The organism is Aquipseudomonas guryensis, assembly GCF_014164785.1.
Classification (GTDB): domain Bacteria; phylum Pseudomonadota; class Gammaproteobacteria; order Pseudomonadales; family Pseudomonadaceae; genus Aquipseudomonas; species Aquipseudomonas guryensis.
Window position 1 is genome coordinate 287,678 of record NZ_JACJFN010000002.1, and the last position, 12,794, is coordinate 300,471.

The window sequence follows — 12,794 nt, forward strand, 5'->3', positions numbered from 1 at the left end:
AATGTTTCGAGGTTATCTGCGTCTGGTGCTGTTCGGTCTGGGTCTGCTGATCGGGGTGCAGGTGCCGGGGTTTATCGACGATTACGGCAAGCGCGTTGCCGCGCACCGAGCCGAATCCGAGGAAAGCCTGACTGGTTTCCGCGAGACTGCCGCGCGCTTCTTCAATGGCGATCTCAACGCCCTGGTCAGCCACTATCGAGCCAGCAGCGATGAGGTGATGCGCAGCGACGCACAAAGTGTCGAGCATCTGGTGCGCCGCGCCGAACTGCTGGAAAGCGAGTGGCTGGCCATGCAGGGTCCCTGGTATGCCCAGGCCTTACATTTGGTCAGTGCGGCGGACCGCGAGCTGCTCGACGAAACCATCGCAGCCTACAGCTATCAGGTCCTGCTGGCGCCGCAGGCGATTGCCTGGGCTCTGGCGTGCGGGCTGCTGCTGGCCTGGCTGGTGGAGCTGCTCGTGCTGGGCGCCGGCTGGACCCTCGGTGTTGGGCGCAAGCATAAGGTTATCGCCCACGAGCAGCGGCACTGGCGCTGAGCAACAGCTCTCGCGAGTTTGTTGCAAAATATTGCACTGGCTCGCCGAAATGCCTGAAGGTGCGTGCTAGGGTGGCGCCTCACCGTCAACCGTCGTAATGGAGTTTTTATGTCGATCAAGGAATTGATCATGGCCACCCTGCTGGTCGCCTGTGTACCCACTGCCCAGGCTGTTGTCGTGGCTCCCGATGCTCCGGCTTCTGCTGCCATTTCCGAGGCCGCCGCGCCGGAAGAGGAGAGCGCTGCGGTCACCGAGGAAGAATTCGAAGAGTTTGACGAAGAAGCCTTCATTGCCAGCCTGAACTTCCAGACCGGCAAGGTGGTGCTCGGCGACAACCTGGCCACCCTCAATCTTCCCGATCACCTGGTCTTCCTCAACGGCGAGGACGCCGAGCGCCTGCTGGTCGAGGCCTGGGGCAATCCGCCGGATGCCGGGTTGCCGCTGGGCATGGTATTGCCGGCAGGCATATCACCGTTGGCCGATGAGTCCTGGGCAGTCACCATTGAATATGAGGCTAGCGGTTATGTCTCCGACGAAGATGCCGAAGACATCGATTACAGCGAGATGCTTGAAGACCTCAAGGAAGAAGCCGCTACCGACAACCAGTGGCGTGCCGAAAACGGCTACGAGCCGGTCGAACTGCTCGGTTGGGCCGCGCAGCCGCACTACGATGCGCAAGGCAAGAAGCTGCATTGGGCCAAGGAGCTCAAGTTCGGTGACAGCGACACCAACACCCTCAACTACAACATTCGCGTGCTGGGCCGCAAAGGCGTGCTGGTGCTGAACTTCATCGCCAATATGGATCAGCTGCCCGAGATCCAGAGCAATCTGCCGAGCGTGCTGGCCATGACCGACTTCAACCAGGGGCATCGCTATGCCGAGTTCGACCCGGATCTGGACGAAGTGGCCGCTTATGGCATCGGTGCACTGATCGCCGGCAAGCTGGCGACCAAGGCCGGCCTGTTTGCCACGCTGGCACTGCTGTTGAAGAAGTTCTGGATCGTGCCGCTGCTGCTTATCGGCTGGCTGGGCAAGCGCCTGTTTGGCAAGAAGCAGGCCGAAACGCCGGTGGCTGCTGCCGAGCCAGTAGCCGAACCGCTAGCTGCCGAGGCCGTGCAGCCGCCCGCGAGTACCGTGCTGGATTTGAACAAGGCAGACGAAAAGGCTTGAGCCTGTTGATGTACTAGAGCAACAAGGGCCCCGATGGGGCCCTTGTTGTATCTGCTCGGTTTATCGGGTTGGTAAAGGCCTGCCGTTTGTTGGATGGGCAGGCGGAGGCAGCAGTAATCCGGAACGGCGACAGCAAAGCCGGGTTGATTGACTAGGCTGAGGGAGATCGTTGCGCCCCCCGCTTGTAGGTGTGCGACTCACGGATCGGGTCGTGCTGACGGCGATTACCGTGGCCCGGTTTCTAGACCCGCTTTCTTCCTGTGGAGAAGCGCCATGCGTGTTACCCATCACTGCACCATCCTGCTTGCCGTAATGGTCTTGTCCGGTTGTCCTGACGAGGAAGCTCCGCCCCAGGCACAGACCTCGGCCGTCGCCCCGGTTGCGCCCGCTTCAGGGGTGAGCCCACCTCCAGCCGCCGCGCCCGCGACAGCAGCAGCGACGGCCAATGCCATATTCACACCGGAACAACTCGACCAGATGCTGGCGCCGCTGGCGCTGTATCCGGATGCGCTGCTGGCTCAGGTGTTGATGGCCGCCACCTATCCGGGTGATGTCGCCGACGCGGTGGCCTGGTCCAAGGCTAACCCGGACAGCAGTGGCGATATTGCCGTGCGAGCGGTCGCCGAGCAGCCATGGGACCCCAGTGTGCAATCGCTGGTGGCTTTCCCCGCGGCGCTGGTCACCCTCGGTCAGGATCCGGCCTGGGTGCAGCGGGTGGGCGATGCCTTCCTCGCCGATCCCAACGCCGTGATGGATTCGGTGCAGCGTTTGCGCCGTCAGGCACAGGCTGCCGGCAACCTGGAATCCAACGAGCAGCAGCGCGTCACTGAGCAGCCCGCCGCACCTGCCCCGACACCCGCGCCGAACAGCTCGGGCGAGGTGGTCCAGCAGCCGGCTGCGCCGTCCACCATCATCATCGAGCCGGCCCAGCCGCAGGTCGTCTATGTGCCCAGCTACAACCCGAATGTGGTCTATGGCACCTGGCCCTATCCGTCGCAGCCGGTGTATTACCCGCCACCGCCGGGCTACTACTTTGGCGGTGCGCTGGCTACCGGCCTGGGCTTCGCGGCAGGCGTGGCGATCATCGATTCGCTGTGGGGCGATTGCGACTGGGACAACGACGACATCGATATCGACGTCGATCGCTACAACAACATCAACTCCAACCGGCAGATCAATGCCAACCAGAACAACTGGCAGCACAACGCGGTTAACCGTGACGGCGTGCCCTACCGTGACCCGAGCAGCCGCGAGAAATTCAACCAGCGGCTGCCCGGCAGCGAGCAGCGCGATGCGTTTCGTGGGCGCGATACGGTGCAAACCGCTGACCGTGAGCGCGCCCGCCAGTCCCTGCAGGAGCGTGGCATTGAAACGCCAGCTACCAGCAACCGCGAGGCCCGCGATCGTGCCCAGGCGGCAACTCGCGAGCTTGACCGCGATCCACAGGCCCGTGAGCGGCTGCAGGGTTCGACCCGTGATGTCAGCCGTGATCAGGCCCGCGAGCGCGCTCAGGCCTCGACCCGTGATGCCCAGGCGCGCCAGCAGCGGGCGGCGAGCAATCCGCAGGCACGCCAGCAGGTGCGTCAGCAGCAAGCCAGCACCCCGCGCACGCGCGACAACGCCTTTGCTGGTGCCCGCAACCCCGAACAGGCGCGGGCGCAAGCCAGCCGTGGTCAGGCCAGTCGAGCTACGGCCAGCCGACCTCAGGCGAGCCGTGCGAGTGGCCAGACCGTGCAGCGCGCACCCCGCGCATCCTCCCGCTCTGGCGGCGGCCGTCGGCGCTGAAAGGAGATTGATCATGATTACCGGATTACGTGTTTTTCCGCTGCTGCTGGTGCTGGGGCTGAGCCACGTCGCCCAGGCACAGCAGGCTTATCCCACCGCGGATGCCGCCGCCGCCGCGCTGGTGGCCGCGCTGGGCAGCGACAAGGCCGATGCCGAACGCCTGGCGGCCCTGCTGGGTAGCGATTGGCAAAGCTATATCCCGACCGACGACCTGGAACGTGAGGATGTCGATGCGTTCCTTGGCCTGTACCGTGAGAAGCATGTCATCGAAAGCGCTGCGCCAGAGCGGGCCACCCTGGTGGTTGGCAATACGCCGTGGAGCTTTCCGCTGCCGCTAGTCAAGGCCAAGGACGGCTGGGTCTTCGATGTCCAGGCGGGCGGCGAGGAAGTCCGGGTGCGGCGCATTGGCCGCAACGAGCTGGCTACGGTGCAGGCGGCACTGGCCTATCACGATGCGCAGATGGACTACGCCGAAGTCGACCGCGACGACGACGGGGTGCTCGAGTACGCGCAGCAGTTCGTCAGCAGCGATGGCCTGTACGACGGGCTGTACTGGGTCGAGGAGCCGGGCATCGAGGAAAGCCCGCTTGGCCCGCTGTTTGGCGATGATCTGCCCGATGGCGAGTGGCACGGCTACCACTACCGCATCCTCACTGCCCAGGGCCCATCGGCACCGGGCGGGGCCTATGACTACAAGCTTGGCGACAACATGAGCCGCGGCTTCGCCCTGATCGCCTGGCCGGCGCGTTATGCCGACAGTGGGGTGATGAGCTTCATGATCAGCCACGATGGCCAGGTGTTCGAGAAGGATCTCGGCGCGGACGGCGCCAAGCTGGCGACGGCCATGAGTCTGTTCGATCCGGACAGCAGTTGGCAGGAGGTGGCAGATGATGCCGAGAACGAAACCCTGGCGACGCCCTGAAACGGCATATAGGCGGTAAAACCAAACGGGCCCCTGCGGGCCCGTTGTTTTACTTGGTCAGGAAGCGCATGCCTTCTTCCAGGCCGCGCAACGTCAGCGGGTGCATCTGGTCGTTGATCAGCTCGCGGACGATGTTGGTGGAGGCGGTGTAGCTCCAGGCGTCCTTGGGGTACGGGTTGATCCAGATGAGCTTCTTGTACTTGTCCATGAAGCGCTTGATCCACACGTAGCCAGCTTCCTCGTTCCAGTGCTCGACGCTGCCGCCGGGCTGGGTGATTTCGTAGGGCGCCATGGCTGCATCGCCGACGAAGATCACCTTGTAGTCCGGTCCGTACTTGTGCAGCAGATCGAGGGTGGAGAAGCGCTCGGAGGTGCGGCGCAGGTTGTTCTTCCACACCGACTCGTACACGCAGTTGTGGAAGTAGAAATATTCCAAATGCTTGAACTCGGTCTTGCATGCCGAGAACAGCTCCTCGCAGACCTTGACGTGGGCGTCCATCGAACCGCCGATGTCGAACAGCAACAGCAGCTTGACCGTGTTGCGCCGCTCCGGACGCATCTGGATATTCAGCAGGCCGCCGTCCTTCGCCGTGTGGTCGATGGTGCCGCCAAGGTCGAATTCTTCCGCGGCGCCTTCGCGGGCAAACTTGCGCAGGCGGCGCAGGGCTACCTTGATGTTGCGCGTGCCCAACTCGACCTGATCGTCGAGGTTCTTGTACTCGCGTTGGTCCCACACCTTGGCAGCCTTGCCCTGGCGCTTGCCGGCGTCGCCGACGCGGATGCCTTCCGGGTTGTAGCCGCCGGAGCCGAACGGGCTGGTACCGCCGGTGCCGATCCACTTGTTGCCGCCAGCGTGGCGTTCCTTCTGCTCCTCGAGGCGCTTCTTGAACTCCTCGATCAGCTTGTCCAGGCCACCGAGGGTCTGGATCTGCGCCTTCTCCTCGTCGGTCAGGTGCTTCTCGAATTCCTTGCGCAGCCAGTCTTCCGGGATCATCGCCTCGAGGAAGTCGTCGAGCTTCTCCAGGCCCTTGAAGTAGGCGGCGAAGGCGCGGTCGAACTTGTCGAAGTGGCGCTCGTCCTTGACCATTACCGTGCGGGCGAGAAAGTAGAACTCGTCCATATCGGCGAAGATCACGTGCTGTTTCAGCGCATTGATCAGGTCGAGCAGTTCGCGTACCGACACCGGCACCTTGGCTGCACGCATTTCATTGAACAGGTTGAGCAGCATGGCTGCGTACCTCTAGGCATGTACGGACAATTCCCTCTCCCTTGAGGGAGAGGGCTAGGGAGAGGGTGAACGGGCAACGCCGAGTAGCCGGCGTTCCCTCTCCCCCGGCCCCTCTCTCGCAAGCGGAGAGGGGAGACAAGCAATCAGCGCGAAGCGCGACGGCTCATGAAGGCCAGACGCTCGAGCAGTTGTACATCCTGCTCGTTCTTCACCAGGGCCCCGGCCAGTGGCGGGATGGCCTTGGTCGGATCGCGCTCGCGCAGCACCGCTTCGCCGATGTTGTCGGCCATCAACAGCTTGAGCCAGTCGACCAGTTCGCTGGTGGACGGCTTCTTCTTCAGGCCTGGTACCTTGCGCACGTCGAAGAACACGTCGAGCGCCTCGGCCACCAGCTCGTTGCTGATGTTCGGGTAATGCACGTCGACGATCTTCTGCAGGGTGCTGCGGTCGGGGAAGGCGATGTAGTGGAAGAAGCAGCGGCGCAGGAAGGCGTCCGGCAGTTCCTTTTCGTTGTTCGAGGTGATGATGATGATCGGACGCTGCTTGGCCTTGATCGTCTCATTGGTCTCGTAAACGTAGAACTCCATCTTGTCGAGTTCTTGCAGCAGGTCGTTGGGGAACTCGATGTCGGCCTTGTCGATCTCGTCGATCAGCAGGATGACGCGTTCCTCGGCCTCGAAGGCCTCCCACAGCTTGCCCTTCTTGATGTAGTTGCGCACATCATGGACCTTGTCCGAGTCCAGCTGCGAGTCGCGCAGGCGGCTGACCGCGTCGTACTCGTACAGGCCCTGGTGGGCCTTGGTGGTGGACTTGATGTGCCAGGTGATCAGCTTGGCGCCGAAGGCGTCGGCCAGTTGCTCTGCGAGCATGGTCTTGCCGGTGCCCGGCTCACCCTTGACCAGCAGCGGGCGCTGCAGGGTGATGGCGGCGTTGACCGCCAGCTTGAGGTCGTCGGTGGCGACGTAGGACTGAGTGCCTTCGAACTTCATCGTGTAATCCTCGAACGGTAACGCCCCGGAACTGCTTGTCCGGCGCTGTAGAAACGCAAAAACCGACTATACCGCGCTGCCTGGCAGACTGTGAACGCAGACGCGCCATTCAGTCACTGAATGGCGGGTCACCGGCTCTGTGGCCACGTTTGCATGGCTGGACGCGCTCAAGCTGGCGGCATAGGCTTGGAAATCCTGCTTCCGCCTGCACAAGGACCTTGCCATGAGCCGCATCTACGCCGACAACGCCCAGTCCATTGGCAACACGCCGTTGGTCCAGATCAATCGCCTTGGCCCCAAGGGCGTGACCATTCTGGCGAAAATCGAAGGGCGAAACCCGGGCTATTCGGTCAAATGCCGGATTGGCGCCAGCATGATCTGGGAAGCCGAGTCGCGCGGCGTACTCAAGCCGGGCATGACCATCGTCGAGCCGACTTCCGGCAACACCGGTATCGGCCTGGCCTTCGTCGCTGCCGCCCGTGGCTACAAGCTGCTGTTGACCATGCCGGCTTCCATGAGCCTGGAACGGCGCAAGGTGCTCAAGGCGCTGGGCGCCGAGCTGGTGTTGACCGAGCCGGCCAAGGGTATGAAGGGCGCGATCGAGAAAGCCAATGAAATCGCCAGTTCCGATCCGGCCAAGTACTTCCAGCCAGGGCAGTTCGACAACCCGGCCAACCCGGCGATTCACGAGAAGACCACTGGTCCGGAAATCTGGAACGACACCGACGGCGCCATCGACGTGCTGGTAGCCGGTGTCGGTACCGGCGGCACCATCACCGGCATCTCGCGCTACATCAAGCACAGCCGGCACAAGCCGATTCTTTCGGTGGCGGTCGAGCCGATCGCTTCGCCGGTGATCACCCAGGCCATGGCCGGCGAGGAAATCAAGCCGAGCCCACACAAGATCCAGGGTATCGGCGCCGGTTTTGTGCCGAAAAACCTCGACCTGTCGATTGTCGATCGCGTCGAGCGGGTTAGCGACGAAGAGTCCAAGGCCATGGCCCTGCGCCTGATGCAGGAAGAAGGCATTCTCTGCGGCATTTCCTGCGGTGCGGCGATGGCGGCGGCGGTGCGCCTGGCCGAGCGCGCGGAGATGCAGGGCAAGACCATCGTGGTGATCCTGCCGGACTCCGGCGAGCGCTACCTGTCTAGCATGCTGTTCAGTGATCTGTTCACCGAGCAGGAGCTGCAGCAGTAAGCCGTTTTACTGCATGAAAAAGCCGCCCGAGGGCGGCTTTTTCGTTTCATGTAGCCAGGATAGTGATGGCTCCCACGCTCCTGCGTGGGAGCCCGTCTTGGGACGCTCTGCGTCCCGCAGACGCGTAGCGTCTGTCACTGCGTTCCCACGCGCAGCGTGGGAACGATCACCGGGGACGGCGGCTTGCGAGTCGGCCCCGGATTGCATCCGGGCTACGCCTTGCCAGTACCTTGCCAGTGCTGCTCGGGCGCACCACCAGCCACAGGGCGATGGCGATCAGCACGCTGCCTGGCAGGTAGGCCCAGGTCAGCGGCTCGTCCAGCAGCAGGGCGCCCCACAGCACGCCGAACGGCGGGATCAGGAAGGTGGTGGTGCTGGCCTTGATCGGGCCGATATCGCTGAGCAGGCGGAAGTACAGGACGTAGGCGAAGGCGGTGCAGACCAGGCCCAGCGCCGCCAGCGACAGCCACACCTCGATGCCGCCCCAGCTGGCCGGTGGCTGCAGCACCAGGCTGCCGGCGAACAGCGGCAGAAGAAACAGACTGGCACCGCACAGGCTGGCGAAGGCGGTCAGGCGATTATCCAGACCGCCCTGTTGGCCGATCCATTTGCGCGTGAGAAAGCCGGCGAAACCATAGCAGGTGGTCGCCACCAGGCAGGCGCCGGCGCCGAGCAGCAGTTCCAGGTCGAAAGCGACCGGGCCGGTACGGGTCAGCACCGCCACGCCGAACAGGCCGAGGGCCACGCCAGCCGCCTTGCTCGGGGTCATGGCTTCGCTGAAGAACAGCGCGCCGATCAGCACGCCCATCAGCGGGGTGGTGGCATTGAATATCGCCGAGTAGCCGGCTGGCAGAATCTGCGCGGCCAGGCAGTACATGGCCGAAGGCAAGCCGGCGTTGATCACCCCAAGCACCAGGCAGGTCTTGAACTTGCCGCTAAACACCCAGGCCGGACGCACCAGCAGGAGGAACAACAGCAGGCCAATGGCGCCAAGGGAGGCGCGGAAGAAGGCGGTGGGCATGCTGCCGAGCACCGGGACGGCCACGCGCATGAACAGAAAGCTGGCGCCCCAGATGGCGGCGAGCAGCATGAGGCGGAACAGGTCGGCAGGTTTCATCGGGCGGCACGTTTGGGCAGAGCCGCTCAGGGTACGCCAGCCAACGCTTCATGCAATGCGCAGCTGACTTTCAAATTGGCCATACAGTTGGCCAGGGTGCACCGCGCTCACCAGCAGTCGTGCCTGGCCGCGGTGCACCCTGCAGGCTATCAGAATGCCTTGCTGACGCTGGCCACCGCCCCGGCAGAGCAGAGGTCGTCGTAGCCGCTGAAGCTGGCGCATTGGGCATCCGACAGGTCGGTGTCGACATAGCTCAGGCCCCAGGTGGCACCGAACAGGTCGCGGGTCAGTTCGATCTCCCAGTTGTTGTAGTCCTGCTCGGCCTTGCTGTAGTCGGCGTTGAAGAACACGTCGTCCTTGTAGTCGACATTCTCGTAGCGCAGCTCCAGGCCGATCTCCAGCGGTAGCTGGGTGCGGTAGCCGACATAGGTGTTGAAGTAGCTCTCCTCGGTATCGAAGGAGTGTTTGCCACCGATGAAGAAGCCGTAGGCGTCCAGGGTCAGATAGAGATCTGAACCGTTGAACTGGCTCTCTCCCGGGTAGGTGTACTTGTTGTAGTAGCCGTCCAGGCTGATGGCGTCGCTGATCTGCCAGTAGTAGCCGGCGTAGTAGTCGATTTCCTGGCGGGTGCCGTAGTCATCGTCGTTCTCCCAGTCGTAGCCGTACTCGACATTGCTGGTCCATACCCCGGCATACAGGCCGCTGGCATGGCTGAGCATGATGTCCAGTTGGGCGGCAGGGTCGCCCAGGGTCTGCGAGATACCGCTGGAGCGGTAGTCGCTGAAAACGGCCGGAGTGACGATCAGGGAAAGCTGCTCGTTCAGCTCGATGGCGCCAGCCTGCAGGCTGCAGGTCAGGGCGGCGATGGTCAGAGTGAGGGATTTGCGTGCGTGCATGGAGAAGCCCTGTTGTGGTTGTTGTTCGGCAGCTGATGCAAGGCCGCAGCCTGCCGCTGCGCACTGAGATCAGGCGCAGGGCAGGGCGGTAGGTTTGTTGTTATTGAGCTTTGGCGACTTCGGCACTGGCGGGTGCCTGGTACACCGGCTTGCCGGCGAACCAGGTCTGCAGCACCTGGGTGTCAAACAGTTCGGCATCGCTGACCTTGAACACGTCGCGGTCGAGGACTATCAGGTCGGCCTGCTTGCCGGGCGCCAGCGAGCCGATCTGCTGCTCCAGGCGCAGGGCCTTGGCGGCGTTGATGGTGTAGGCATAGAACATGGTTTCGCGGTCGATACTCTCGGCGCTGTTGAGCACGCCGAGCGGGCCTGTACGGGTGCTGGCCTGGGCGATGGCGTTCCATGGGTTGGGGCTGGACACTGGCCAGTCGCTGGCGCCAGCGATGGTGGCGCCGGCCTTGTGCAGCGAGCGGGCCGGGTACTGGTAGCGGTAGGTGAAGGCACTCACGTACGGCTTGACCAGCTCCTCGGTATAGCTTTCCGCGGTGGCCCACAACAACTGCATGGAGGCGATCACGCCAAGCTCCTTGAAGCGCGCAAACTCCTTAGGGTTGACCAGCTGCAGGTGGCTGATGCTGTGCGGCACCGGCGCGGGTTTGAGTGAGCGGGCATATTCGATGGCGTTCAGCGACTCACGCACGGCACGGTCGCCGACCGCATGGATATGGGTGATCCAGCCGCGCTGCTCGGTGGCGGCGATCAGCTTGCCGAAGCCCTGCGGATCGATCAGCAGCTGGCCCTGCTGCTGGCTGTTGTTATACGGGTCGATTACCGCAGCGGTCTGCCCGGGGAATTCGAGCACGCCATCGGCAAATACCTTGATGCCGGGGAAGGTCAGGTTCGGCACGCCCTGGAACTGCTGCATCACGTTCGCCTGCACCTTGAGGTCGTCCGGCTTGCTCTGCGGATGGGCGAGCAGCAGGGCGGCGACGTGTACGTTCAACTCACCCTGTTCGGCCAGCTGGCGGTACAGCGGCAGCACGCCGAGGTCCTTGGTGGTAGGGCGCATTTCGAACAGCGACTGCTCGCCGCCGCCATTGGCCGCGGCATCCATCCAGGCGGTCACGCCTACCTGCAGGTTGACCCGCACGGCTTCGTGGGCGGCTTTCAGCATCAGTTCCGCAGAGGGTTTGGGCAACTGGCCGCGCACCCGATCCCAACCGGTTTCACTGAGGAAGCCGGTGGGCGTCAGGTCGGCGTCGTGTTCGATAAAGCTGGCTTCCTTGGCCGCCAGGCTCTTGACCAGTTTGGCGTCGATGCCGACCCGTTGCAGCATGGCGTTGTTGGCCCAGCCGGTGTGCCCGTCGATGCCGTCCAGTACCAGCGGCTGATTGGCCCAGCGGCCCTGGTTGAAACGCTTGGCCAGCTCGCGGCTGTGCTGCCAGTACGCCGAGCTGACCCCGGAGATCACCACGATGTCGCCCAGGCGCGCGGTGCCGGCCGCATCCTGCTCGATGATCCACTGTTCCAGCTCGGCCAGCGGCTTGACCTCGTCGTAAAGGTTGGCGCGCAGGCTGGCCAGGGCGCCCATGATCGGGTGGCTGTGGGTGTCGATCATGCCGGGCATCAACACCTTGCCACCGAGATCGATGCGCTGCGTGTCGGCATCGGCCAGGGCCAGGATGGCGCTGTCGGAGCCGACCTGGAGGATCTTGCCGTCTTCCACAGCAATGGCCTGGGCGCGTGGCTGGCCGGCTTCGGCGGTGAACACCTTGGCGTTGAACAGCACCAGATCGGCGGCGGCCATGGCTTCCAGTGAGGAAAAAGCCACAGCGCTGGCCAGTAAGCTCGGAACGAACCTTTTCACGACAACCCCCTTGTTTTTATTGAGTTGCAGCGGAGACTAGCGATTGCTGCCGGGGGCCAGAACGGCTCTATCGTGCAAAACCCTTTTGCCAGATTGGAAAGAGTCTGATGGACAAGCTCGGTGCCCTGAACATGTTTGTCGCCACAGCCGAGTACGGCAGTTTCAGCCGTGCGGCCGAGCAGCTGGGCAAGACGCCGTCGGCGCTGACCAAGGCGGTCAGCCACCTGGAGGCCGAGCTCGGCGCGCGCCTGTTCGAACGCAGCACCCGCCGTACGGTGCTCACCGAGGCCGGGCGGGTCTACCTGGAAACTGCGCGGCAAGTGCTGCAGCGTCTGCATGAGGTGGGCGAGGAAATCGGCCAGCTGCAGCACGGCCTGCATGGCAACCTGCGCATCACCGCGCCGCTGGCCTTTGGCCGCGCTTTTCTCGACCAGGTGTGCGCTGGCTTCCTCGCCCAGTACCCGCAGATCAGGCTGCAGGTGGATCTGTGCGATGCCTTCGTCGATCTGGTGGAAAGCGGCTACGACCTGGCCCTGCGCGAGGGTCGCAGCGACCTGCCGGGGCTGATCGCGCGGGTGGTCGGGCAGAATCGCATCGCCCTCTGCGCCAGCCCGGCCTATCTGGCGCGTCAGCCACAACCGCTGACGCCGGACAGCATCGAGGAGCATGACTGGCTGATGTATCAGCACCCGGCGCTAGGCCGTAGCGTCTGGTGGGTGGAGTACGAGGGCCAGCGTATCGGCGTACCCCAGCCGCGCCAGGCACGCCTGGAAAGTGACAACTACGACCTGCTGCTGGCTGCTGCCCTGGCTGGTTGTGGCGTGCTGCACACGCCGCTGTGGAGTGCTGCGCCTTATCTGGCCGATGGCCGCCTGGTGCGACTGATGACGGAGTACGAGATCGACCCGGATGCTTTCGGTCCGCAGATCCTCGCGGTCTACCCGAGTCACCGCCGGGCCACGGGCAAAGTGGTGGCCTTCATCGATTACCTGCAGGCGTTTCTCGGCTCGCGCGGCATCGCTTGAGGCGCTCTGGGCGATTGGGTCAATGCCGCCGAGCGCTTGGGTCATTGAGCTCGTTTCAGGGG

The 12,794-nt window shown here is 63.6% G+C and carries 11 protein-coding genes; 6 read left to right on the forward strand and 5 right to left on the reverse strand.

The window, feature by feature from the left end:
* Window position 1 precedes the first annotated feature (1 nt).
* The 4 genes from H3H45_RS09095 (at window position 2) to H3H45_RS09110 (ending at window position 4,412) form a co-directional block, all read left to right on the forward strand.
* A complete protein-coding gene (locus H3H45_RS09095; protein ID WP_182833416.1) occupies window positions 2-535 on the forward strand; it encodes a DUF2937 family protein in 534 nt (177 codons plus the stop codon).
* 108 nt (window positions 536-643) lie between these two features.
* The gene (locus H3H45_RS09100; protein ID WP_182833417.1) at window positions 644-1,705 is read left to right on the forward strand and encodes a DUF2167 domain-containing protein; all 1,062 of its coding nucleotides are present in this window, start codon (window positions 644-646) and stop codon (window positions 1,703-1,705) included.
* Between the two features lie 273 nt (window positions 1,706-1,978).
* A complete protein-coding gene (locus H3H45_RS09105) occupies window positions 1,979-3,490 on the forward strand; it encodes a DUF3300 domain-containing protein (RefSeq protein ID WP_182833418.1) in 1,512 nt (503 codons plus the stop codon).
* A gap of 13 nt (window positions 3,491-3,503) precedes the next feature.
* Entirely contained in the window at window positions 3,504-4,412 is a 909-nt protein-coding gene (locus tag H3H45_RS09110) for a DUF2950 domain-containing protein (protein ID WP_182833419.1), read from the forward strand.
* Between the two features lie 49 nt (window positions 4,413-4,461).
* On the opposite strand, the gene H3H45_RS09115 is transcribed toward H3H45_RS09110, so the two are convergent.
* Window positions 4,462-5,640 (reverse strand): vWA domain-containing protein, encoded by a 1,179-nt coding sequence (locus tag H3H45_RS09115; RefSeq protein ID WP_182833420.1) that lies wholly within the window; start codon window positions 5,638-5,640, stop codon window positions 4,462-4,464.
* A 143-nt stretch (window positions 5,641-5,783) separates the two neighbouring features.
* Window positions 5,784-6,629, reverse strand: coding sequence for an AAA family ATPase (locus H3H45_RS09120; RefSeq protein ID WP_182833421.1), 846 nt, complete (start codon window positions 6,627-6,629; stop codon window positions 5,784-5,786).
* 223 nt (window positions 6,630-6,852) lie between these two features.
* On the opposite strand from H3H45_RS09120, the gene cysK reads away from it, so the two are divergent.
* Window positions 6,853-7,827, forward strand: coding sequence for a cysteine synthase A (cysK, locus tag H3H45_RS09125; protein ID WP_182833422.1), 975 nt, complete (start codon window positions 6,853-6,855; stop codon window positions 7,825-7,827).
* 166 nt (window positions 7,828-7,993) lie between these two features.
* On the opposite strand, the gene H3H45_RS09130 is transcribed toward cysK, so the two are convergent.
* The 3 genes from H3H45_RS09130 to H3H45_RS09140 form a co-directional block, all read right to left on the reverse strand.
* Window positions 7,994-8,944 (reverse strand): DMT family transporter, encoded by a 951-nt coding sequence (locus H3H45_RS09130; protein WP_182833423.1) that lies wholly within the window; start codon window positions 8,942-8,944, stop codon window positions 7,994-7,996.
* Window positions 8,945-9,093: 149 nt separating this feature from the next.
* Window positions 9,094-9,840 carry a TorF family putative porin gene (locus tag H3H45_RS09135; RefSeq protein WP_182833424.1) on the reverse strand — a complete coding sequence of 249 codons (747 nt, stop codon included), beginning with the start codon at window positions 9,838-9,840 and terminating at the stop codon, window positions 9,094-9,096.
* A gap of 100 nt (window positions 9,841-9,940) precedes the next feature.
* Window positions 9,941-11,707: an amidohydrolase gene (locus H3H45_RS09140; protein ID WP_182833425.1), complete on the reverse strand. Its 1,767-nt coding sequence runs from the start codon at window positions 11,705-11,707 to the stop codon at window positions 9,941-9,943.
* A gap of 107 nt (window positions 11,708-11,814) precedes the next feature.
* Here H3H45_RS09140 and H3H45_RS09145 point away from each other — a divergent pair, with 107 nt between their 5' ends.
* Complete coding sequence (locus H3H45_RS09145; RefSeq protein ID WP_182833426.1) at window positions 11,815-12,732, forward strand: LysR family transcriptional regulator; 918 nt, start codon at window positions 11,815-11,817, stop codon at window positions 12,730-12,732.
* Window positions 12,733-12,794 lie beyond the last annotated feature (62 nt).